Raw genomic sequence first — 22726 nt, 5'->3', positions numbered from 1 at the left:
CCGTCAGGCAACCGCCTGGGGCGGAATCGAGTTGTTGGTGTGAGTCAGCCGATTGTCACTGTCGACATAGACCAGGGTCGGCTTGTACTTCGCCGCTTCGGCCTCGTCGAACTCGGCGTAGGCACAGATGATCACCAGATCGCCGGGCTTCGCGCGATGCGCGGCCGCCCCGTTGATCGAAATCACCCCGCTGCCTTCCTCGCCACGGATCGCATAAGTGATGAAGCGCTGCCCGCTGTTGATGTTGAAGATGTGGATCTGTTCGTACTCACGGATGCCGGAAATATCCAGCAACCGGCCGTCAATCGCGCACGAACCTTCGTAATGCAGTTCGGCATGCGTGACGGTGGCACGGTGGATCTTGGCCTTGAGCAGGTTCAGTTGCATTGCGATGGCTCCAACGCGGCGCGCAGGTGTTTCAGGGCATTGAAGTTTACCAGTCGATGGCGCGGCGCAACATGAGCGCGCGCCAAACACCGGTTGCGATCAGCGCCTGAATTCGAGGTTGTCGATCAGCCGGGTGCTGCCCAGGCGCGCGGCAACCAGCGCGACCCGGGCATCCGGGTCATCGGTACCGGGTGACTGCGCCGACTGCGTGGGCGTCGGTACGGTCAGGTCGGGGCGCCTGAGGACCGCGTAATCCACTTCGAAGCCGGCCTCGGCAAGGCGCTGCACGGCATCGGACTCCACCGTTTCCCGAGCCTGCCCGGCCTGGCTGGCGTGCCGCATCGCCTGCAGGCACGACTGGATCTGCGCCGCGACCGGACGCTCGCTGGCCGACAAGTACTGATTGCGCGAACTCATCGCCAGCCCGTCGGTCTCACGCAGGGTGGGAGCCGCCAGCAGCTCGACCGGAAATGCCAGGTCACGGACCAGGTAACGGATCACGGCCAACTGCTGGTAGTCCTTGCGTCCGAATACCGCCACGTCCGGCTGGACCTGATTGAACAGACGCGACACCACGGTCGACACACCGTCGAAATGGCCCGGGCGACGCGCACCCTCCAGCACTTCGGTCACGCCGGGCACCCGCACCTGCACGGTGGCCTCGACGCCGTATGGGTACATGGTCGGGACCGATGGCAGCCACATCAGGTCGGCGCCGGCGGCGTCCAGCCCGGCCGCATCGGCATCGGCGGTACGCGGGTAGCGATCGAAGTCCTCGTCGGGACCGAACTGGGTCGGGTTGACGAACACACTGGCGATCACCCGGTCGGTACTCTGGCCGGCGAGTTTCACCAGCGAGTGGTGGCCGGGGTGCAGGTTGCCCATGGTCGGCACGAAGCCGACCCGCAGGCCCGCGCGCTTCCACTCACCGACGCGCTCGCGCAGCGCGGACAGTTCCGTGACGGTCTCGATCATCGCGTCTGCAACCCGTCAGGCGTAGGAATGCGCGGCGTCGGGGAACCGACCTTCGCGTACCGCGGCCGCATACGCCTGCATCGCGCCAAGGACGGATCCACCCTCGGCAAGAAAATCCTTGACGAACTTGGGCCGACGCGAGCCGCCTGCCAGGCCGAGCATGTCGTGCAGCACCAACACCTGGCCATCGCATTGCGGGCCGGCGCCGATGCCGATGGTCGGGATTTCCAACTCGGCGGTGATGCGTGCTGCCACCGGGGTTGGCACGCACTCGAGCACCAGCAACTCCGCACCGGCCGCAGCAACGGCGCGTGCATCCTCGAGCAATTGCTCCGCCGCTGCGTCATCCCTGCCCTGCACCCGATAGCCGCCCAGCCGCAGCACCGACTGCGGGGTCAGGCCGAGGTGGGAACACACCGGTATCTCGCGTTCCACCAGGTAGCGGATCACGTCAAGCTTGGGCCCCGCGCCTTCGATCTTGACCATGGCCGCACCGGCCTGCAGGAACCGGGTCGCCGCATCCAGCGCACGCAGCGGCGTGGCGTCGGACTGGAACGGCATGTCGGCCACCAGCAAGGCGGTCGCCAACCCACGTCGGACGCAGGCGGTGTGGTACGCAATGTCATCGACCGTCACCGGCAAGGTGCTGTCGTGCCCCTGTACGACCATCCCCAGCGAGTCGCCAATGAGAACCAGGTCGATACCTGCGGCGTCCACCACGCGGGCAAACCCGGCGTCGTAACAGGTCAGCATCACCAGTTTTCGGTCATCGTTCTTGGCCGCGCGCAGCAACGGAACGGTCCAGGGCTTGCGGTCAGCCGGAACGGCGGCGGAGGTATACATGATTGCGCTCTTCGCTTAACGAGCCGCGTCAGTCCGCGGCGGGAGTGCATACGGTAGCGCTTCGATGTCGTCGGTGGCCATCGCGGCGAGCAACTCACGCGCCAGGCCCCGGCCGGGAATCCGGGCATCGGGCGCGATCTCCACCAGCGGCAGCAGCGCAAACGCACGCTCATGCAGGTGCGGGTGCGGAACCTGCAGGCCGGGTTGATCGATCACCTGGTCGCCATATAACAACAGGTCGAGATCCAGTGTGCGCGGGCCCCAGCGGTCGCGGCCATCATCGCGGCGTGTCCGGCCGGCGTCGCGTTCGATGCCCAGCATCGCCGCCAGCAGTGATTGCGCGGCCGATGTGGTTTCCAGCAACGCCACTGCGTTGAGGAAATCCGGCTGCGCGGTCAGTCCCCACGCCGGGGTGCGATACAGGCGCGAGGCCTTCAACACACGGGTGCCGGGCAAGGCGTCCAGCGCGCCCAGGGCGGACCCGATGATGGTGGCGCTGTCGCCCAGGTTGCTGCCAAGGCCAACGAACACCGCGACGCCGGGGTTCATTCGTCGGCAGCCGCCGTGCGCCGACTGCGCCGTCGTGGCCGTGGCTTGGAAGGCTTGCCGGCGTCGGCCGAGTCACCTGGGTATGGTTCGTCGTCCCCGTCGTGCTGGGTTGCCAACAACGGCCCGTACTCCTTTTGGGCCTGGAGCCAGAAATCGACATCCTCGGCGTGCTCGTCCGACACCCCGAGCCGAAGCGTGAGGAAGTCGAACGCGGCGCGAAAACGCGGGTGGGAGAGCATCCGCGACACCCGCTTGCCCTGGCGAAGTGAGAAACGCGATTGCAGCAGCCAGATTTCCTGCATCGGGATCGAGAACCGGCGCGGCAACGCGACCATCGCCAGCTCGTGCACGGTGACGCGGTCGGCTGCGCGGCGCTGGGCCTCGATCGCCTGCACCCCTTGCGCCTGCAATGCCATCAGTGTCCGGCAATACGCCGGCCAAAGAAGCAAGGCAAACAGGAACGCCGGCGACACCGGCTCGCCATCCGCGACACGCTGGTCGGTTCCGCGCAGGCCGTCGAGTACCATCTTGCGCAGCGCGCCACTGCGGTTGGCCGTCAGTGCAGCAGCGCTTTCGGGCAACAGCATCGGCAGCAGGCCGTGTTTTTCCAGGCCCAGGAAGCTCTCGACCGCGTGACCGGACAAGAACAGCTTCAAGCACTCCTCGAACAAGCGCGCCGGTGCCGAGTCGGCCAACAGCGGTGCCAGCGGCCGGATCGGTGCAGCGGTGGCGGGCTCGATCTGGAAGCCCAGCTTGGCGGCCAGCCGGACAGCGCGCAGCATCCGCACCGGGTCTTCCCGGTAGCGTGTTTCCGGGTCGCCAATCAGCCGCATCAGGCGGTTCTGCACGTCCTCGAAGCCACCGGTGTAATCGCGTACCGAAAAATCCTCGATGCCGTAATACAGCGCGTTGGCGGTGAAGTCGCGGCGGACCGCGTCGTCCTCGATGGTGCCGTAAACGTTGTCACGCAGCAGGCGGCCGCCTTCGTGCTGCTCGCGGTCGCCGCTGCCATCGTCGGTGTTGGCGCGGAAGGTGGCGACCTCGATGATCTCGCGACCGAACACCACATGCGCCAGCCGGAACCGGCGACCGATCAGGCGGCAGTTGCGGAACAGCTGCTTGACCTGTTCGGGTGTCGCCGCGGTGGCGATATCGAAGTCCTTGGGCGCGCGGCCAGCCAACAGGTCGCGCACGGCGCCGCCGACCAGGTAGGCAGCGAAACCACCATCGCGCAGGCGGTAAAGCACCCGCAAGGCATTGGGACTGATGTCCTTGCGCGATACGTTGTGCTGATCGCGAGGGATGATCCGCAGGGCGGGAACGGGAAGTTGATTTTTGTCTGGCATCGGGCGGGCGTCGCCGCAGTTGGGAGGACAGTTGGGAGGATCGGGGAAATATTTCATGAATAGCCGTTGCCGATGGCTACGGCGCGCCATATACTAGCAGGCCGCACAACGGTGAGAGTCCGGTGCGGGCTTGCTCCCTTCGTCTAGAGGCCTAGGACGTGGCCCTCTCACGGCTAAAACACGAGTTCGAATCTCGTAGGGAGCACCAACACCGAAAGCCCGTGCAGCGATGTACGGGCTTTCTTCTTTTCCGCCCTTGAGCCCGACCAAACGGGGAGTCCGATCAATGCCCTTCGTCGTCACCGAGAGCTGCATCAAGTGCAAGTACACCGATTGCGTGGAGGTGTGCCCGGTGGACTGCTTCCACGAGGGTCCAAATTTCCTGGTGATCGACCCGGACGAATGCATTGATTGCACCTTGTGTGAACCCGAGTGCCCGGTCAATGCCATCTATCCCGAGGACGACGTCCCTGGCGGGCAGGAGGAGTTCGTGCAGCTCAATGCCGAGCTTGCCAAACAATGGCCGGTGATCTCGATGCGCAAGGACGCCCCGGCCGACGCGGCCGAATGGGACGACAAGACCGGCAAACTGCCACTGCTTGAGCGCTGAGGCGGCCGACAAGCGCCGCCCCCGCTTGGGCCTCGGTTACTGGCCGCCCAACGCCGCCTTCAACGCGGTGATCAGCGCTACCGGCGCCTCGTCGACCGCCGGCATGCCACGCGGATCAACCGCGGACACATACGCACCGGCTTCGGTTTCACTCACCCGGACCAGAAAGTTGCTGTCGCGGTAGTTCACGTCAAACGCCCCCAGCAACTTGGCCCGGCTGGCAACGGTAACCCCGTCGACTTCAGCCAGCGCCGCGTCGACCTGGGCGAAGACCTCGTCACGACTGCCCGGGACGACAAACCCGGCTCCCGCCGAGCCCATCTGCGCCGGTGCCGCAGTCGCGGCCGAACCCGGACTGGCGGCCGCTGCCGCGACGGTTTCCGACGCCGTTGCCGAGCCAACCGGCATTTCCACCGCCGCGCCGGTACGCGGCAAGTCAAGGTCGGGCGGCACTTCCAACGGGCGGGTTTGCTGGGCATACAGCTCATCGGTCTTGGAAAACCAGCTGCAACCGGAACCGGCGGCCAGGCCAACCAGCAAAATGCCGGCGACGGCGGCTTGGGACAACGAAATGGTGGAACGCATGGGCAATCTCCAGGTCAGTCCGCGACGGGGTCGCAGGCCAGTTCAAGTTCGCGGATGATCGCAGCAATCCTGGCTGCAGTCTCATGATGGGATGGCGATAGTGGCAGCAGTGGCAGGCGCAGGCCGCAACCCACGCCTTGCGCGGCAAGCAGGGCCTTGATCGGGATCGGGTTGGACTCCACGCCGAGGAATTTATACACCGCCGCCATCCGCCCGTCCCAGGCCTGCGCCGCCGCTTGCTTGTCGTGGCGCGCCAACTCACACAGGCGCCGGAAGGCACGCGGCAATACATTGGAGGCGACCGATACAACGCCGTCGGCACCGGCCAGCATCGCCCGGCAAGCGGTCGGATCGTCGCCGCTGAATACCACAAAGTCCGCCGACTGCAGGGCCAGCAGGTCCGTCATGCGTTCCGGCTCCGGCTGTGCCTCCTTGACGCCGATGATGCGCGAATGGCCGGCCAGCGCCGCCACGGTCTCGGGCAACATATCGCTGCCGGTACGTCCCGGTACGTTGTAGAGCATCACCGGCAAGGCGCCGTCGTCGGCAATCGCACGGTAATGGGCGACCAGGCCGGCCTGGGTCGGACGGACGTACGGGGGAGTCACTACCAATGCCAGGTCGGCGCCCAATGCCTCGGCGCGCCGGGTCTGCTCGATCGACTTGGCGGTGTTGGACTGCCCGGTGCCCGCGATGACCGGGACTTGCCCGGCGACCACTTCCACGGCGGTGCGCAACAGGAGGTCGAACTCCGCGTCATACAACGCGGCCGCTTCCCCGGTCGAGCCAGCCACCACGACCGCCTGGGTCCCCGCTTCCAACTGCGTCCGGACAAGGCGTCGCCACGCATCCAGGTCAAGTTCGCCATCAGCGCCAAAAGGTGTCGCCAACGCGGTGATACTGCCGGAAAGTCGCAAGTCGAGGTCCTGTGATGAATTCAATGGCGAGGGTGCAGTCAAAAGGGCCGTCGCAAGTTGATGTTACTTGCGGCGCGAAAGCACGGGCAAGTATGCTGCTTCCAGCCCCGGCCCGTTTGCGGTCCGCCGTTCAGCCTCCGGGCGATGCAGTCCGCGCGTCGCGCCGAAGCCAGTCATCTCCTTGCAGGCGCTGCCTTGACCGACCCCAATCCCCGACCGTCACCGAACGAAAACCACCTGTTGATCAATGCCTGGTCGACACATCCGGAATCCCCCCTGTTGCCGGTCTCCCGGCGGATCAACGACAGCGGCTGCAACCTGATCGATGCACGTCTGTCGACCGTGGGGCGCGATGTCTCGGTGACGGCGCTCGCGCTGGGCTCGTGGGACGCGGTGGCCAAGCTGGAAGCGATGCTGGTCCGGTTGGAGCGCGAGGAGAAAATCAAGCTGGTCTGGTACCGCACCGACGAGAAGCAGGTACAGACCAACTTGCTGCCGTATATCGTCGAGGTGGTGGCGGCCGACAAGCCGGGCATCACCTTCCAGCTGTCGGATTTCTTCGATCGCCAGGGCATCACCATCGAGAGCCTGCATTGCACCCGGTACCGGGCCATGCAGACGGGTGCCGAGATGTTCTCCGCGCAGATCACGATCGGGGTGCCGGCAAGCATGCACATTGCCGCGTTGCGTGATGACTTCCTGGAGTTCTGCGATCACCTCAATCTTGATGCGATCCTCGATCCGATGAAGTTCTGACCCGATAAAGTCCTGACCCGATGAAATCCTGAGGAGTCACATCGATGCTTGATACCGGTGACAACGTTCCCGCCGACCTGCCGTTGAAGCTGTCCAGCGACCAGACCGTGAGCCTTGCCGATTATCAGGGCCAGTGGCTGGTGTTGTATTTCTACCCCAAGGACAGCACCCCGGGCTGCACCACCGAGGGCAACGACTTCACCGCACTGCTGCCGGAATTCGCCAAGCTCGGCGCGACCGTGCTCGGAGTGTCGCGCGACACGGTGAAGTCGCACCAGAACTTCCGTGCCAAGCAGGGTTTCACGTTCGACCTGGTCAGCGACCAGGACGAGGCCCTGTGCAACGCGTTCGGCGTGATCCGGGAAAAGAACATGTACGGGCGCAAGGTGATGGGAATCGTGCGCAGCACCTACCTGATCGACCCGGAGGGTGTCATCGCCCGGTCATGGCAACCGGTCAAGGTTCCGGGCCACGCCCAGGCAGTACTCGACGAGCTCAAGGCTGCCGTCACCCGGTGACCCGGCCCGCTTCACGCCCCCTCGCCACCCCGCCTCTCGGGCGTGTGCCGTCATTATTTCCCACCCGGAGCTCGCGATGACAAAAGGCAAGCGGATCTACGTGCTCGACACGAACGTGCTGATGCACGACCCGACCGCGCTGTTCAAGTTCGAGGAACATGACGTCTACCTGCCAATGCAGGTCATCGAGGAGCTGGACAACGGCAAGAAAGGCACCACGGACGCCAGCCGCAACGCGCGCCAGGTAAGCCGCTTCCTCAACGAGTTGATCGAGGCCGAAGGCAGCGACCGGATTGCGTCCGGGATCCCGCTGGTGCAGCCGCACGGCTTGAAGCTGCGTGACGCCGGCAACATCGGATGCCTGCGCTTCCAGACCGGCAATTTCGATGCCGGCAAACGTTTCGGCGCGGTAGTACCCGACAACGCGATCCTCGGTGCGATCCTGGCGTTGACCGAAGCCGAGCCGGAAGCGTCGGTGGTGTTCGTCTCCAAGGACATCAACCTGCGGATCAAGTCCGCCATTGCCGGCATCATCTCGGAGGACTACGAGAACGACCGCGCGCTGGATGACTTCAGCCTGCTCTACACCGGCGCAACCGAATTGCCGGAGGATTTCTGGAAGCGCTACGGCAAGGATCTGCGATCCTGGACCGACGGCGGTCGCACTTACTACGAAGTATCCCGGGTGGAAGGCGATGACTGGTATCCCAACCAGTTCCTGCATCTGCCGGGCGACGACGAGGCCGAGCTCAAGGTCACCGGCGTCGACGAGAACAAGGTTGTGCTGCGGATCGTGGATGATTTCCGCCACGGCCAGCACGCGGTGTGGGGCATCACCGCGCGCAACCGCGAGCAGAACTTCGCGCTCAACGCGCTGATGGATCCGGAGATCGACTTTGTCACCCTGCTGGGCACCGCCGGTACCGGCAAGACCCTGCTCGCACTCGCCGCCGGGCTGGCCCAGACAATGGACCAGCAACGCTACCGGGAGATCATCATGACCCGCGCAACGGTGAGCGTCGGCGATGACATCGGCTTCCTGCCCGGTACCGAGGAGGAGAAGATGACGCCCTGGATGGGCGCGCTGACCGACAACCTCGAAGTGCTCACGCACAACCAGGAAGGCGGCAGTTGGGGGCGTGCGGCGACCAACGACCTGCTTGCCAGCCGGATCAAGATCCGCTCGTTGAACTTCATGCGGGGGCGCACTTTCCTGAGCCGGTGGCTGATCCTGGATGAAGCGCAGAACCTGACCCCCAAGCAGATGAAGACCCTGATCACCCGCGCCGGCCCGGGCACCAAGATCATCTGCCTGGGCAACGTCGAACAGATCGACACGCCTTACCTGACCGAAACCACCTCAGGCCTCACCTACGCGGTGGATCGCTTCAAGCACTGGCCGCACAGCGCACACGTGACCCTGCGCCGGGGCGAGCGTTCGCGGCTGGCCGACTATGCCTCCGAGGTGATGTAACCCGGTGGCAAGTCGATTTGCCACGTGGGTCTGGGTCGGCGCGGCGGCCCTGGCCTGCGTGGCGGGTATCGTCAACGTGATCGGCTTCCTGGGCTACCAGCAGCAAGCCATCACCCACCTCACCGGCAACACCTCGTTGCTGGGTGCGGCACTGGTCGCCGGCGACACCCTGGCCACCACCCACCTGGCCGGCATGATCGTCGCCTATGTGGTGGGTGCGATGTTGAGTGGCCTGATCGTCCAGGACAGTACCCTGCAGTTGGGGCGGCGCTACGGCGTGGTACTGACGATCGAGTCGGTCATGCTGCTTGCCGCGATCCCGTTGTTCCGCCAGCAACACCTGGCCGGCCCCCTGCTGGCCGCCATGGCCTGCGGCCTGCAGAACGCGATGACGACTACCTACAGCGGCGCGCTCATCCGGACCAGTCATTTGAGCGGGATGTTTACCGACCTGGGAATCATGCTCGGCCATGCCATGCGCGGACTTGCGCTGGGTCGACGGCGGCTGGCGTTGTGCGTGCTGATCATCAGTTTTTTCTTCATCGGCGGCTTGCTGGGCGCATGGTTGTTCGCACGATTCGACTATGGCGCGCTGTATTTGCCGGTGATCCTGACCGGTTGCACCGGCGTGGCGTATGCCCTCTACCGGCATACCCATCCCCCCGCGGCGCTGTAGCGACCAGGCGCACCATCCCCGCACCCGGCCGCGTGCGGCAGAATCCGTGACAATGGCGCCATGACCATCGACCAAGACCTTCGCCCGACCTGCGCACTCACGATCGCCGGCTCCGACTCCGGCGGCGGCGCCGGCATCCAGGCGGATCTGAAGACCTTCGCCGCACACCGCGTCCACGGCCTGAGTGCGATCGCCGCGCTGACCGCGCAACACACCCGCGGAGTGATCGCGGTGCATGTGCCCGACACCGGCTTCCTGCGTGCCCAGATCGATGCCTGCTTTGATGACTTCCGCATCGGCGTGGTCAAACTGGGAATGTTGGCCAACGCAGAAGTCATCCACGCGGTCACCGATGCGCTGGAGCACTACCGCCCAGGGCACATCGTGCTGGACCCGGTGATGGTCGCCACCTCCGGCGCACGTCTGTTGGAGCCCGCCGCCCTGGACGCGCTGCATAACCGGCTGATGCCGATCGCCAGCCTGATCACTCCAAACCTGCCCGAGGCAGAGCTGCTGCTCGGCCACCCGATTACCACCCTGGAGGCCATGCGGGCGGCCTGCGACGAGTTGTTGTCCACCGGAGCCAACGCGGCATTGCTCAAGGGCGGCCATCTGCACGATGGCGGCGATGTCATCGACCTGCTTGCCGCCAACGACACCATTCTCCCGATCCAGCACCCGCGCCTGACGCTCGAAGCCCATGGCACCGGCTGCACGCTGGCGTCCGCGATCGCCGCCAACCTCGCCCTGGGCAAGACCCTGGTCCAGGCGTGCATCGACGCATCCGATTACGTGCATGCGGCGCTGCTCGGCGGATATCGGCCGGGCCACAGCGATATCGTGGTTCTGGACCACTTTGCGCTGGGTCACTTTGCGGCGACCGCATCCCACCGGGCCGATGCCAGCAGTGGACAGCAGTGATCCAGGCACGGGAACTGCCGGTCGAGGCCGGTGATGGCCACCGCTGGAACCTGCTGGCACGCATCCCCGACCGACCGTCCTCCAGCCTGTTATGGCTACCGGCGCTCGGCGTGGCGGCGCGTCATTACCTGCCCTTCGCCGACGCCCTGGCCACGCGCGGCATCGCGGTATTCCTGCACGAGTGGCGTGGCCACGGCAGCAGTAGTCGACGCGCCGGGAACCAGTGCGATTGGGGCTATCGGGAGTTGCTCGACAGCGACCTGCCCACCAGTGAGGCTGCATTGACGGAACTCGTGGCGACCGGGTTGCCGGCGATCATCGGCGGGCACAGCCTGGGTGGCCAACTCGCCAGTTGCCGCATCGCGATGACCCCCGGACTGGAGCGCAGGCTGTGGCTGGTCGCGAGTGGTGCGCCGTACTGGCGGGCGTTCCCGTCGCCCACGCGGTGGTGGTTGCCGTTGGCCTATCGCTTCCTGCCCTGGCTGGCCGGCCGGTGCGGCGCCCTGCCCGGCCGCCGCATCGGCTTTGGCGGCCTGGAAGCCCGCGGCGTGATCGAGGACTGGTCGCGCACCGCACTCAGCGGACGTTATGCCGCCCGCGGCCTGGACACCGACCTGGAGGCGGCACTGGCCATCTCCACGCCGCAAATCCGCGCGGTGGTGTTGACGCACGATTGGTTGGCGCCCGCTACATCACTGCGTTTTCTGCTGTCGAAGATGCTGCAGGCCGACGCGACGGTCGACCAGCTTGGCCAGCAAGCGCTGGGCGTTGCCGCGGACCATTTCCAGTGGATGAAGCAACCCGGCGCGGTCGCGTCCGCGTTGCTCGACTGACCGGCGTTTCCGCCAGCAACCCGCACTCAACGCAACGCAACCGTCTCGACCGGTTGTCGTGGCGTCGCCATTGCATGGCGTGCCACCACGGGTCGTTCCGTGGCGGGTGCGACGTCACTGTCCGCATAGCCGTCCGGGTTCATCCATTGCCAGCGCCAGGCGTCCTGGCACATCGCGTCGACGCCGAGTTCGGCGCGCCAACCCAATAACTGCCGAGCCAGGCCCGGATCCGCGTACACCTCGGCCACGTCTCCCATTCGCCGATCAACGATCTGGTAAGGAACCCGCTTGCCCGATGCACGCTCGAATGCCTTGACCAGCTGCAAGACACTGATGCCGTGGCCGGTGCCGAGGTTGATGGTCGCGCTGCGGTCCTCGCGGACCATGAATTCCAGCGCATCGGCGTGCGCACGGGCCAGGTCCATGACATGGATGTAGTCGCGCACGCCGGTGCCGTCAATCGTGGGCCAGTCGCCACCGTATACCGCCAGTTGCTTGCGTCGACCAACCGCGACCTGGGAGATGTAGGGCATCAGGTTGTTTGGCACGCCGCCGGGATCCTCGCCTATCAGGCCCGAGGGATGGGCTCCGACGGGATTGAAGTAGCGCAGGTTGACCGCGCGGAAGCTCGAATCGCGCTCGCACAAGTCCTCGATCAGCTGCTCCATCACCAACTTGCTGCGGCCATACGGGTTGGTCACCCGCAGCGGCGCGTCCTCACGGACCGGCACCGACTCGGGGTCGCCGTAGACCGTCGCCGATGAACTGAACACCAGGCGGCCGACGCCGGCGGCACGCATCGCCTGCAACAGGTGGATGGTGCCGGATATGTTGTTGTCGAAGTAGTCCAGCGGTCGCTCGCAGGACTCCCCCACCGCCTTGAGGGCGGCGAAGTGAACGACTGCGTCGAAACGGGTCGTGGCAAACAGTCCCGACAAGGCATCCGCGTCCCGCAGGTCCAGCTGATGCGCCACCAGCGGCACGCCCGTGAGCTGCCGCAGCCGCGGCAGTACTGCCGGCGAGCTGTTGACGAAGCTGTCGGCAATCACCACCCGGTGTCCGCGTTCGACCAACTGCACGCAAGTGTGGCAACCGATGTAGCCCGCACCGCCAGTCACGAGGATATGCATCTATTCCCCTCTGTTCTGCCTGAATGACGGATACAACGGAAAAGGACACCTTTGCCGGCCCTGAACCTTCGGGGTCCGCGAGGGTTCCGCTACGACATGGCCGGGTTGAGCCGGTTGCATCGTTCAAAGTTGCGTACCCGGGGAAAACACCAAATGATGATCCAGCGAACCTTTGCCGTTTTATACCTGCCGACCTGTCTGTGCCTGCTGTTGGCCGCCTGTGCCAGCGGCGGTCGCTCCCAGGCCGCGGCGCCGCCGGCCGAACTGCCGAACGCGATCGACTCCTACCTGATCGGCGTCGACGACATCGTCCAGGTCACGGTGTGGCGCAACCCGGAACTGGGTATCACCGTGCCGGTCCGCCCCGACGGCAAGATCTCCGTGCCGCTGATCGGCGACGTCGCCGCCGCCGGATCGGCGCCGGAGGACGTGGCCAGGGATATCCAGCAAAAGCTGGGCGCGTTCGTCCGCGACCCCCAGGTTGCGGTCATCCTGACCGACCTGCGCAGCCACGAATACCTGTCCCGCGTGCGTGTCACCGGGGCCGTGCAACAACCAGTGTCTATCCCGTATCGCCAGGGCATGACCGTCCTCGATGCCGTGCTGGCCGCCGGTGGCGTCACCGAGTTCGCCTCACCCGCCCGCTCCGACCTGCATCGCAAGAGCGACGATGGCTCGCAGACCTATGGCGTACGGCTGGACCTGATCCTCGACCGCGGCGACCTGGCGACCAACTATCCGGTCGCGCCCGGCGACGTGATCACGGTACCGGAGCGCACGTTCTGATGAACTCGGTCGCGCTTCCTGCCAGGCGCTCCGCGGCGGCGACACACGAGGTGCTGCCGCCGAACGAGCTGGTCCCGGTCCTGTTGAAGGAGTGCCGGCGGCACGCACTGCCAATGGCGACGACCTTCGCGGTGGTCGCGATGATTACGTTGTTGATCGGGCTGTTCCTGCTGCCCCGGAACTATGTTGCCTCGACCACTATCCTGGCGCGCGAGAGCGACATCATCCAGCCTTTGCTGGAAGGTCGAGCCGTGGCGACCGGGGTGACCGACCGCGCCGGCATGGCGCGGCAGGTGATATTCAGCCGCAAGGTGCTCGAGGACATCCTGCAGACCGGCGGCTGGCTGGCGGGTGACCCCTCGCCAATAGAACGCGATCGCCTGATCGAGCAGGTCCAGGATCGCATCCGGGTCACCGGTCCACGGGTGGACCTGGTGCATATCGCCTACAGCGATACGGACGCCGAACGGACCTTTCAGGTCACCGAGCGGCTGGCCGAGCTGTTCATCGCCGAAAGCCTCGCCACCAAGGAGCGCGAGAGCCGCGATGCCTACCAGTTCATAGACAGCCAGGTACAGGCCTACCACCGCAAGCTGATCGAGGCCGAGAACAGCCTTCAGGCCTATCGATCAAGCAATGCCGACGCCCAACCGGACAGTTCGGCCGACGTGAACAGCCGGATCTCCACTCTGCGAACACAGCTCAGCCAAACCCGCATGACACAACTCGAACAACAGTCGCGCGCGGCGGCCCTGACGTCACAGCTTTCGACCGAGTCGGCAGTCACTGCGGTGCAGACGCGCGCCAACCTCTACGGCGCGCAACTGGTGGAGTTGCAGAGTCAGGTGGATCTTCTGCTGTTGAGCTATACCGAGCAATATCCGGACGTGGTACGGCTCCGAAATCAAATTGCCGATATCAGGAAAGCGATGCAGGAAGAAGCGCAGCGTCCCGAGTCATTGGTCCAGAGCGGCACGCCCTTTGAAAGCGCACAGCTCAATCCGCATTACCAGGAGCTCCGGCAGCAACGTGCCGAAACACTCCGCGAGATGGCCGCCACTGGCGCGCGCCTGGGCGTGTCGCAGTCGATGTTGGATGACGAGCTCGGTCGGCGGCGCAACATTGTCAACGCCGAGGGCGCGCTGGCGGAGCTGACCAGGGACTACGAAGTCAATCGCGACCTTTATCAGGACCTTTTGCGACGCCGTGAGAACGCACGGGTCTCGATGCAGCTCGACCAGGAGGAACGCGGCCTGACATTGCGTGTGCAGGATCCCGCCACTATGCCGTTGCGGCCGACGGGCCTGCGGTTCATGCATTTCGCGGCCGGCGGGCTGCTGCTGGCCATCCTGCTGCCACTGGGCGTGGTATTCCTGCGCGCACGCTTCGATCCGCGTATGCGCTCCGCGACGCACTTCTCCCGCCGCATTGGCATGCCCTTGCTGGCCGTGATCCCGACCTACCACACGCCGCACGAACGGCGTCAACAAATCGTCCGCATGACGCTGAGCTTCGCGATCATCGCGGCGGTCTTCGTTACCTATGGGCTCGTCTATGGGTACAAGCAGCTACACGCATGACATCAACGCCATGACCAAACCAAGCCTCAAGCAAGTCCCACTGGCCTCGGTTGTCGACGGTGCGGGAGCAATCCGGGACCCGGCACCCGAGCCCCGCACCCTCGCGCGCTTCACGGGGCCAAATGCACTCAGCGTGCAGAAGCTCGAGGAGCGTCGCCTGATCCACCGGCACGATTCCGTGCGGGTACAGGCCGATGCCTTCCGCGAGCTGCGGACCCGTCTGTTGGCGCTGGGAGGGGACCAGAGTTTCGTCACCCTGGTCGCTCCGATCGGCCGGGGATGTGGCGGCAGTTTCGTCGCGCGCAACCTGGCCGCCGCCTTTGCGTTCGATGAATCGAAAAAGTCGCTACTGATCGACTGCGATGCGCGGTACCCGGCGCAGCACACCGCCCTCGGCATCGAGGCCACCGAGGGCGGCTTGATGGACTACCTGGAAGATCCGTCGATCGACGTCAGCGACGTCCTGTATCCGACCGGCTTGCCGCGCCTGGACATGATCCCAAGCGGGCGTACACGCGAGATCACCGGCGAGTCGTTCACCTCGTTCCGCATGCGCGCAATGATCGATTCCCTGCGTGGTCGCTACAACGACCGCTACGTGATCCTCGACGGCCCGTCGGTACAGGGTTCGCCCGATGCTCGGATCCTGTCGGACCTCGCCGATTTCGTGGTGCTGGTCGCGGGTTACGGCCGCGTCACCATGGCCGCGGTCGAAAAGACCATGGGCAGTTTCCCACCGGAGAAGCTTGCCGGCGTGGTGTTCAACAACAGCCCATGAATTCGCAGGAACCAGGGAGCAGGTACATGCGTGGAAAGCGGCTCGGCACGACCACTGCATTCGCAACCGCGCTTGCGGTCCTGCCCGGCATCGCCACCGCAGTCCAGTTGGACTATAGCGTCGATGTCGGCGTGGAGCGTAACGACAACGTGGTAATGAGCGAGGTCGATCCGATCGAGGAGGACATCCTGCGTTCCGGCCTCGGCTTCGAGCTGACCCATGACACCTCGGCTATCCAGAGCAGCATTGCCGGGCGCGCCGAGTACCGCAGCTACCTGGGCGATACCTTTTCCGATACGGTCGACGGCACCCTGGAAGGCCGCTTCAACTGGTTCGCGCTGCCCGAGCGGCTCAGCTTCACGGTCGAGGACAGCCTCGCAGTACAGGCGGTGAACACGCTCGCGGCAAACACGCCGGGCAATCGCCAGCAGGTCAACGTGTTGTCACTTGGGCCGAACCTGTACTTCGATCTGGGCAACACCCTTCGAGGCCGGGCGGAACTACGCTACACGGACAGCGACGCCGAGATAACCGACGAATTCAACTCACAGCGGCTGGGCCTGGCCGTCCGCACCGTCAAGGAACTGAGCCCAACCAGCCAGGTCTCGCTGAACCTGCAGGGACAACGCGTCGACTTCGCCGATGACGTCGTGGCCCGCGATTACACCCGATACGACATCTTCGGCCGCTACGTCCGCGACTTGGCGAACTTCAGCCTGGGCCTGGATGCCGGTTACTCCCAGCTCGCATACCGCACCGGCGACGGCGACCGCTCGGAGCCGCTATTGCGCACCAACATCGACTGGGTCCCGAATGATCGGCATCGTTTGTCCCTGGCCGGCTCCCAGCAATTTTCGGATGCCGCGACCGACGCACTGGTCGGCATCGGTGAGGCCGCGGCCGCAACACCGGGTCCATCGCTTGTGGGCGACGCGGTGGTCAACGCGTCGCCCTACAAGGAGCGCCGGCTGTCGCTGGGTTATACATTCACCGGGACGCGCCTCGGTGTGGCGATCGAGCCCTACGTGAACAAGCTCGACTATGTCGATGCCGACGAGTTCGACCAGGAGGGTCATGGTGCCGCTCTCAGCGTCGGCTGGCAGTTGCGGCCGCGGCTGTCCGTCGGCGCCTTCGCCAGCCTCGACCACATCGATTATCTGCAACTCGGGATCGAACAAGAGACCCGGCGCTACGGCATCCACCTGCAACGCGACTGGTCCAGGCATTGGAGCAGCCGCATTGAATGGGCGCGATACGAGCGCCGGAGCAGTTTGCCGGGCGATGACGCCGACCAGGACCTGCTTTACCTGAGCGTCACCTACCACCGCTAAGGAGAAGTGCCATGTCTTCGGATCAAGTACCGCGCGCGCGTCACGTCCATAGGTCTGGCGTATTTGTCTGGCGCGGCAGAGCAGCAGTTCTGCTTTATCTCGTGTCGTTAGCTGCCGCGTGCGGATTCCCGGAAACCGGCAACCCCGGCCCACCGGTGACATCACAAGAGCCGGACCCCGCCGCCCTCACCAAGCCCATGACGCCCGCGTCCGACGATGACATGGAGCCCGGCATCCCGCTCGACCTGTCTTACGTGGACCTCAACTCGGACGAGTACCGGCGTTTCAAGTCGTTCGTGGACAGCGCAGTGGGCGGGAACCCCGGTTACGCGTTCGCAGCCACGGACGCGGCCCTGATGTTCCGCCTGTCCAGCAAGGACAAGTACTGCGAGCTTGCGGTGGCAATGGTCGAACAGCAGGTCGCCGAGGCTGAAGTCGCGATCGCGCGTGGCGACCGTCCCGCAGTCGCCGGCGACTCCTATCTGCAGGTCGGACCGATGATTTCCGACCTCTCGCTGACGCTCGACACCTGCGCCGCAGGCGTAACCCCCGAGCAACACCAGCGCTGGTCGGCCTATGCCGAGCAAGCAGTCTGGAACGTGTGGCACCACATCCGGGCGCATTGGGGCAACCGGCCGCACCCATGGACCGGATGGGCCACCGACAACCCCGGCAACAACTACTACTACAGCTTCCTGGAAGCCACCATGTACTGGGCCCTGGCCAGCGGCAACGCCGGGTGGATGGCCGAGCTGCGCGAGGACAAGCTGCCGCCGCTGCAGGCCTATTTCGCCAAGCTCGATGGGGGAGGCAGCCGCGAAGGCACCGGGTACGGCGCCGCGCACATGCGCCTGTTTTCGCTATACCGCCTGTGGCGCGACGCCACAGGCGAGGACCTCGCCAATGCCAACAGCCATGCCACCGACAGCATCGACTACTGGGTCCATGCGACCGTCCCCACGCTCGACAGGTTCGCGCCGCTCGGCGACCAGTCACGCAACTCCGTGCCCGAACTGTATGACTACCACCGCCGGCTGGTACTGGAAGCGCGCGCACTGACCACGGATCCAGGCCCCCGCGAAACGGCGGCGTGGTGGCTGCGGAACATTTCCGTCCCGGAGATGTCGTCTGGCTTCAACTTTCGCCACGATCTGCTGCCCGCCGGCGATGCCGAGGCGCCGCCCGCCGGGTTGATCCACTATGCCAAGGGCACAGGGCACCTGTTCGCGCGCACCGGTTGGGACGACGATGCGATGTGGATCGCGATCGTCGCTGGACCCTACGAGGAAAGCCACGCCCATCAGGACCAAGGTGGGTTCACGCTGTTCGCGGACGACTGGCTCGCCGTCACCGAGAACATCTGGAGCCACAGTGGCATCCAGCAAGGCACCGAGGTCCACAATGTGGTCCGGTTCGAGCGGACGAACGGGGACGCGCGGCAATGCAACCGGCCCGCCGGTGACACCGTGGTGCATCAATGCGCGCCCACCCGTTCAAGCATGACCGTGAACCCCGGTCCCGACGGATCGTTCTCCGCGACCGCCGACCTGACCGAGGCCTACGCCGGCAACCCCGCGGTGCACGGCTGGCAGCGTCGGTTCGATTTCGCCGACCGCCGCCTTACCGTGCGCGACACGTTTGAACTGGGCACCGGCACCCGCGCGATATTCCAGATCAACGTACCAACCCGGCCCGAGATCAATGGCAACGAAGCCACGGCCGGCGGCCTGCGGGTCAGGGTGCTCGAACCGGCCAATGCCGTGCTGACCGCGCATGACTGGAGCAGCGTGGACGCGCAGGAATTCAGGCGCGGCTGGCGCATCGACATCAGTGGCAGCGATACCGGCTACGTGGTCGAACTCAGCGAAGACTGACGCGCAAGCAGCGTCAGTGCCGCTTGGCCAGTGCGTTGACTCCGTAGTGCAGGAAATACCGGCAGGCGTCGGCCCAGCCGAGCTTCTCGACCTCGCGGTAGATATGCCACTGCCACCGCGCCGCCTTGAACTTGTCGGCCGAAAGCGAGCCTGCGCGCACCCGGTAGAACGCGAGCGGTTCCGGGTGCATCGCGCAGACCGCGATACCCGCCCGACGGACCATCTGCAGCCAGAACACATAGTCCTCGTGCCCCACGCGCTGGAAGCGGCCATCCCCGAGACTGCGGTCGTACAAGCCGGTTAGGTTCCCGATGCGGTTGCTCTTGAGCATGTCGGCATACCGCACGGTCGCCGGCGGCCGCACCGTCGACAGCGGTTTGCCAGCCTCGTCCACGCGCTGGTAACCGGCGTAACTGACCCGCGCCCCGGCCGCACGCATCTGCACCAGCTGGACCTCCAGCTTGCCCGGGTGCCACCAGTCGTCGCTGTCGAGGAATGCCAGGTAGTCGCCGGTGGCAGCCTGGATACCGGCGTTGCGCGCCGCCGCCACCCCGCCGTTGCACGGCAAGCGCAAAATCGCGACCCGCGGATCGGTGCGGGCGATACCCTCCACCACCTCCGCTGAGCCATCATTTGAGCAGTCATCGATCACAACCAGCTCCAGCCCGGCGTACGTCTGCTCCAGGACCGATCGCATGGATTGGGCTACGGTGTCGGCGGCGTTGTAGACCGGCATCACCACGCTCACTTTCGGGCTGCCATCCGTTCTCGAGCGGCCACCCGGCCCGAAGCCGTCGCTCGAACTGGCGTCGATATCCGCCTGGCTCACGAGCCCGCCCTCGCCCCGGCCCATGATGAACGCGGCGGCGGCAGCACATGGTCGCGATACTGTCCGGGGTCACCCTCCAGTCCGGCCTCGGCCGCCTTGACGATGTTGTAGACCTCGCGCGCGGTCACATAATGCAGCACGTGGTGCACGCCATCGTTGTAGCGATGCTCAAGGTGCGTGTGCATGGCATCGACCTGGGCGCCCAGCAGGGTATCCATGTCGTGTTCCTGGGTGCCATGAGTGTGGATCTTGACGAACACCCAGTCCGGCCGACCTTCCACGTGGACTGCGGTTTTCACCCATGCATCGACCCGAGCCGGTGTCGGCGGGCAACTGTGGCGCACGTCCGCGTTCTCGATGCGCGGCATGATCCCGAAGCGGCGCTCGCGCCAGTTCAGGCCCAGCGGCCCCTGCACCAGCATCAGGTCACCTTCGGCACGCCCGCCGACCCGCACCGGCACGCCGGTGTCATGCGACTTGGGGCGTATCGGGTCATCGGTGGCGTAATAGATCGAGTTGATCGTGCGGGTCTGGGTATCGCTGGGCGCCGACGGCAAGGTGAAGTCCGCATAGCAGCCCAACTCGCGCAACAACACCAACTCGTTGTCGATACCGCACCAGCGGCCATCGCAGCGCGAGTTGTCCAGGCTCCAGTTGCCGTGGATGAAGCCGAAACGAAGCTGTCCGGTGTCCGGGTCGCGCGACAACGCACCGTGGCGCTCGTGCAGGATGTGTCCGAAGCGGGTGATGCATTCGCGGAAGTTGGCCTCGGTGTCGTTGTCGTGGTGCAGGTGGATCTCGATCTCGCCATAGCCGTCGGCACACAACGCCGCCAGCTTGTCGAGGTGTTCGGGGGCGTACTCCTCTTCCGGATAAAAGAAGCTGTGCTGGGGTGGACGACCATCGGCATCGCGATGACGTGACGCCATGACCCGATAGTCCCGACACCAGCGGTCGACCCGGGCACGCTGGACCTGCAGGTCCGCGCCGTGCCACATCGGTTCGAAGTGGTCGACGAAGCAGAACATCACGTGCACCGGACGACCAGCCACCCGCGTAACCCTTCGCCGCAGGTAGCTGCCGATCCACACCTGCATGTTGCGCGCGCGCAGCAGCTGCCATCCGACCAATCCTGCCGCGACCACGGCCAGCATCATCAGCAACGCGAGCCAGCCGAGCACGCTCAATGGACACCTTCCTTCCGGCTGGCGCAATTACGCATGGGGCGCCATCGCCTCGAACGTGAAGCCTCGCGCGCTCCATTCGGGAACCAGCGTTGCCAGCATCTGCAACGAGATCGTGCTGTCGTCGTGCATCAGAATGATGTCGCGCCCCCGCGGCGGATGCCGCCGTGCAATGTCGATCAATCCCGGCGCCGGTTGGCGGCCGTAATCGAGGCTGTCATAGGACCAGTACGCAATCGGGCGGCGATCCCGGACGAAATGCGCCAGCAGCGGCAGCGGCAGCACCCCACGCGGCGGCCGGAACGGATGGCGCGGGCGGCCGTCGAACCGCGCCAGCAACGCATCCGTCCGGTCGACCTGGGCCAGTTGTTCCGCCAACGACAGCCGTTCAAAACGCGGGTGGTCGTAGGAATGGTTGCCCAGCGTATGTCCCGCCGCGACGATGCGAGCCACCAGCGACGGGTGCCGCTCCACCTGGTTACCGACCAGGAAAAACGTCGCGCGGGCACCGTGGCCAGCCAGGAAATCCAGCACCGGCAAGGTGTGCTCCGGATGCGGCCCGTCATCGAAACTCAGGTACAGGGGCTTGCGTCCGCGCGGGCCTGCCGTGGTCACCCAGGCTCCGGGAAGCCAGCGCAGCAGGTGCAGCCGCCGCGGCCTCGGCGTCATGTCACTCATCGTCATGGCCTGTCCTGTCCCGCATAGATCCTCGCATATCGTTCGGCCATGCTGCGAAATGAACCTTGCTCCAAGACCCAGGCCCGGCCGGCCAGCCCCATGCGGCCGGCGAGATCAGGATCTCCGAGTATCGCGAGGATCGCCTCGGCTAGTGCGATCGGGTCCGACGCGGGCACCAATCGCCCACTGACGGCGTTCTGCACGATCTCGGCATTCCCGCCGACGTCGGTGGCAACAATCGGCAACCCGGCGGCGCTGGCTTCGAGCAGGGCGATCGAGTAGCCCTCGGATACCGACGACATCGCGAAAAGGTCGAGTCCCTGCAATAGCACGTCGACGTCCGCGCGATCACCGAGGAAATGCACCGAGCCGTGGACGCCTTCTGCATGCGCGATCGCGGCCAGTCCGGCGCGTTCCGAGCCATCGCCGATCAGTAGCAAAGCCGTGGCCGGCATCGCATCATGAACCCGACGGAACGCCCGGATCAGCGACGCTTGGTCCTTCACCGGATTCAGGCGGCCGACGGTGCCGATCAATGCCGTGCCGGCAGGCAGTCCCAGGACTTCCGCCAATTGCCGTCGCGATGTCGCGGAGGCCGGCTGGTACCGGCCGAGCTGTATGCCATTGGGAATGGATACCAGCTTGGTGCGGGGGCCGACACCCCCTGCCTCCAATTGCAGGCGCGCGGCCTCGCAAACCGCCACGCAGACATCGGTCAATCGCATTGCCTGGCGGTACAGCCACTCGCGCCGGCCGGCGCCCTCGCCTACGGGCATCGCATGGCGCGTGTTGACCACCCGCCGCAACGACAGCCCCACGGCCGCCAACACCGCGTAGTAATGGGCAACGGCATTGTGGGTATGCACGATCGCCCCGGGCTCCTGCCTCAACAGCACGCGCATGCGGCGCACGGCGCGCAGGTCGGCGCCATTGCGCTTGCCGCAGGCCTGTACATCCACGCCGTCGGCCAATAGCTCGTCTGCCAGCGGCCCTTGTCCGAACAGGCAAATCACTTGGCAACGCATGCCCATCGCACACTGCGCACGGATCAGGTCGATGACGACGCGCTCCAGCCCGCCGCGGTTGAGGTTCTCGACCACGTGGATGACGGTCTCCCGGCGGTTCTCCCCGGAACGATCGCCGAGGTTTACCGTCGGCATCCTCCG

The 22726-nt window shown here is 65.5% G+C and carries 24 protein-coding genes and 1 tRNA gene; 13 read left to right on the top strand and 12 right to left on the bottom strand.

Annotated elements, in window-relative coordinates:
* Window positions 1-3: 3 nt before the first annotated feature.
* The 5 genes from panD to pcnB form a co-directional block, all read right to left on the bottom strand.
* Window positions 4-387 (bottom strand): aspartate 1-decarboxylase, encoded by a 384-nt coding sequence (gene panD / locus ACW7G0_RS04685; RefSeq protein WP_456961763.1) that lies wholly within the window; start codon window positions 385-387, stop codon window positions 4-6.
* Window positions 388-486: 99 nt separating this feature from the next.
* Window positions 487-1362: a pantoate--beta-alanine ligase gene (gene panC / locus ACW7G0_RS04680; RefSeq protein ID WP_456987950.1), complete on the bottom strand. Its 876-nt coding sequence runs from the start codon at window positions 1360-1362 to the stop codon at window positions 487-489.
* Between the two features lie 15 nt (window positions 1363-1377).
* Window positions 1378-2205, bottom strand: coding sequence for a 3-methyl-2-oxobutanoate hydroxymethyltransferase (gene panB, locus ACW7G0_RS04675; protein ID WP_456987948.1), 828 nt, complete (start codon window positions 2203-2205; stop codon window positions 1378-1380).
* A 15-nt stretch (window positions 2206-2220) separates the two neighbouring features.
* Window positions 2221-2754 carry a 2-amino-4-hydroxy-6-hydroxymethyldihydropteridine diphosphokinase gene (folK, locus tag ACW7G0_RS04670; protein ID WP_456987946.1) on the bottom strand — a complete coding sequence of 178 codons (534 nt, stop codon included), beginning with the start codon at window positions 2752-2754 and terminating at the stop codon, window positions 2221-2223.
* Window positions 2751-4100, bottom strand: a complete 1350-nt coding sequence (pcnB, locus tag ACW7G0_RS04665; protein WP_456987944.1) for a polynucleotide adenylyltransferase PcnB — start codon at window positions 4098-4100, stop codon at window positions 2751-2753. Before pcnB ends, folK begins: the two co-directional genes overlap by 4 nt.
* 132 nt (window positions 4101-4232) lie before the next feature.
* Here pcnB and ACW7G0_RS04660 point away from each other — a divergent pair.
* Window positions 4233-4308 (top strand) — tRNA-Glu (locus tag ACW7G0_RS04660).
* A gap of 78 nt (window positions 4309-4386) precedes the next feature.
* Window positions 4387-4710 carry a ferredoxin FdxA gene (fdxA, locus tag ACW7G0_RS04655; RefSeq protein WP_456961768.1) on the top strand — a complete coding sequence of 108 codons (324 nt, stop codon included), beginning with the start codon at window positions 4387-4389 and terminating at the stop codon, window positions 4708-4710.
* 36 nt (window positions 4711-4746) lie between these two features.
* Here the strand turns inward: fdxA and ACW7G0_RS04650 are convergent, their stop codons facing one another.
* Together ACW7G0_RS04650 and dapA are read right to left on the bottom strand one after the other, a co-directional pair.
* Window positions 4747-5295 (bottom strand): hypothetical protein, encoded by a 549-nt coding sequence (locus ACW7G0_RS04650; RefSeq protein ID WP_456987942.1) that lies wholly within the window; start codon window positions 5293-5295, stop codon window positions 4747-4749.
* Between the two features lie 14 nt (window positions 5296-5309).
* Entirely contained in the window at window positions 5310-6212 is a 903-nt protein-coding gene (dapA, locus tag ACW7G0_RS04645) for a 4-hydroxy-tetrahydrodipicolinate synthase (RefSeq protein WP_456987940.1), read from the bottom strand.
* 144 nt (window positions 6213-6356) lie between these two features.
* Between dapA and ACW7G0_RS04640 the strand changes: the two genes are divergently transcribed.
* The 6 genes from ACW7G0_RS04640 (at window position 6357) to ACW7G0_RS04615 (ending at window position 11390) form a co-directional block, all read left to right on the top strand.
* The gene (locus tag ACW7G0_RS04640) at window positions 6357-6968 is read left to right on the top strand and encodes a glycine cleavage system protein R (RefSeq protein ID WP_456987938.1); all 612 of its coding nucleotides are present in this window, start codon (window positions 6357-6359) and stop codon (window positions 6966-6968) included.
* A gap of 44 nt (window positions 6969-7012) precedes the next feature.
* Window positions 7013-7486 (top strand): peroxiredoxin, encoded by a 474-nt coding sequence (locus ACW7G0_RS04635; protein ID WP_456987936.1) that lies wholly within the window; start codon window positions 7013-7015, stop codon window positions 7484-7486.
* A gap of 76 nt (window positions 7487-7562) precedes the next feature.
* The gene (locus ACW7G0_RS04630) at window positions 7563-8960 is read left to right on the top strand and encodes a PhoH family protein (protein WP_456961773.1); all 1398 of its coding nucleotides are present in this window, start codon (window positions 7563-7565) and stop codon (window positions 8958-8960) included.
* A 4-nt stretch (window positions 8961-8964) separates the two neighbouring features.
* The gene (locus tag ACW7G0_RS04625; protein WP_456987935.1) at window positions 8965-9636 is read left to right on the top strand and encodes a YoaK family protein; all 672 of its coding nucleotides are present in this window, start codon (window positions 8965-8967) and stop codon (window positions 9634-9636) included.
* Between the two features lie 60 nt (window positions 9637-9696).
* Window positions 9697-10557, top strand: coding sequence for a bifunctional hydroxymethylpyrimidine kinase/phosphomethylpyrimidine kinase (gene thiD, locus ACW7G0_RS04620; RefSeq protein ID WP_456987933.1), 861 nt, complete (start codon window positions 9697-9699; stop codon window positions 10555-10557).
* Window positions 10554-11390: an alpha/beta hydrolase family protein gene (locus tag ACW7G0_RS04615; protein WP_456987932.1), complete on the top strand. Its 837-nt coding sequence runs from the start codon at window positions 10554-10556 to the stop codon at window positions 11388-11390. Before thiD ends, ACW7G0_RS04615 begins: the two co-directional genes overlap by 4 nt.
* A gap of 26 nt (window positions 11391-11416) precedes the next feature.
* On the opposite strand, the gene galE is transcribed toward ACW7G0_RS04615, so the two are convergent.
* Complete coding sequence (galE, locus tag ACW7G0_RS04610; RefSeq protein WP_456987930.1) at window positions 11417-12520, bottom strand: UDP-glucose 4-epimerase GalE; 1104 nt, start codon at window positions 12518-12520, stop codon at window positions 11417-11419.
* 153 nt (window positions 12521-12673) lie between these two features.
* Here galE and ACW7G0_RS04605 point away from each other — a divergent pair, with 153 nt between their 5' ends.
* From ACW7G0_RS04605 to ACW7G0_RS04585, 5 genes are all read left to right on the top strand, one after another.
* Window positions 12674-13306 carry an XrtA/PEP-CTERM system exopolysaccharide export protein gene (locus ACW7G0_RS04605; protein ID WP_456987929.1) on the top strand — a complete coding sequence of 211 codons (633 nt, stop codon included), beginning with the start codon at window positions 12674-12676 and terminating at the stop codon, window positions 13304-13306.
* Window positions 13307-13419: 113 nt separating this feature from the next.
* On the top strand, window positions 13420-14886 hold the full coding sequence (locus tag ACW7G0_RS04600) for an XrtA system polysaccharide chain length determinant (protein ID WP_456987928.1): 1467 nt from the start codon (window positions 13420-13422) through the stop codon (window positions 14884-14886).
* A 10-nt stretch (window positions 14887-14896) separates the two neighbouring features.
* Complete coding sequence (locus ACW7G0_RS04595) at window positions 14897-15664, top strand: polysaccharide biosynthesis protein (RefSeq protein ID WP_456987926.1); 768 nt, start codon at window positions 14897-14899, stop codon at window positions 15662-15664.
* A 26-nt stretch (window positions 15665-15690) separates the two neighbouring features.
* Window positions 15691-16995: a hypothetical protein gene (locus tag ACW7G0_RS04590; RefSeq protein WP_456987925.1), complete on the top strand. Its 1305-nt coding sequence runs from the start codon at window positions 15691-15693 to the stop codon at window positions 16993-16995.
* Window positions 16996-17192: 197 nt separating this feature from the next.
* On the top strand, window positions 17193-18869 hold the full coding sequence (locus tag ACW7G0_RS04585) for a hypothetical protein (protein WP_456987923.1): 1677 nt from the start codon (window positions 17193-17195) through the stop codon (window positions 18867-18869).
* A gap of 13 nt (window positions 18870-18882) precedes the next feature.
* Here the strand turns inward: ACW7G0_RS04585 and ACW7G0_RS04580 are convergent, their stop codons facing one another.
* Genes ACW7G0_RS04580 through ACW7G0_RS04565 form a run of 4 tightly spaced genes read right to left on the bottom strand, consistent with a single transcriptional unit; the run spans window position 18883 to window position 22720 of the window.
* Window positions 18883-19698 carry a glycosyltransferase family 2 protein gene (locus tag ACW7G0_RS04580; RefSeq protein WP_456987921.1) on the bottom strand — a complete coding sequence of 272 codons (816 nt, stop codon included), beginning with the start codon at window positions 19696-19698 and terminating at the stop codon, window positions 18883-18885.
* The gene (locus tag ACW7G0_RS04575) at window positions 19695-20879 is read right to left on the bottom strand and encodes a hypothetical protein (protein WP_456989451.1); all 1185 of its coding nucleotides are present in this window, start codon (window positions 20877-20879) and stop codon (window positions 19695-19697) included. Before ACW7G0_RS04575 ends, ACW7G0_RS04580 begins: the two co-directional genes overlap by 4 nt.
* Before the next feature lie 33 nt (window positions 20880-20912).
* Window positions 20913-21566 carry a polysaccharide deacetylase family protein gene (locus ACW7G0_RS04570; RefSeq protein WP_456987919.1) on the bottom strand — a complete coding sequence of 218 codons (654 nt, stop codon included), beginning with the start codon at window positions 21564-21566 and terminating at the stop codon, window positions 20913-20915.
* Window positions 21563-22720, bottom strand: coding sequence for a glycosyltransferase (locus ACW7G0_RS04565; RefSeq protein WP_456987917.1), 1158 nt, complete (start codon window positions 22718-22720; stop codon window positions 21563-21565). Before ACW7G0_RS04565 ends, ACW7G0_RS04570 begins: the two co-directional genes overlap by 4 nt.
* Between the last annotated feature and the right edge of the window lie 6 nt (window positions 22721-22726).

It is taken from the genome of Lysobacter sp. A286 (assembly GCF_054052105.1).
This window is presented reverse-complemented; position numbering and strand designations above follow the sequence as displayed.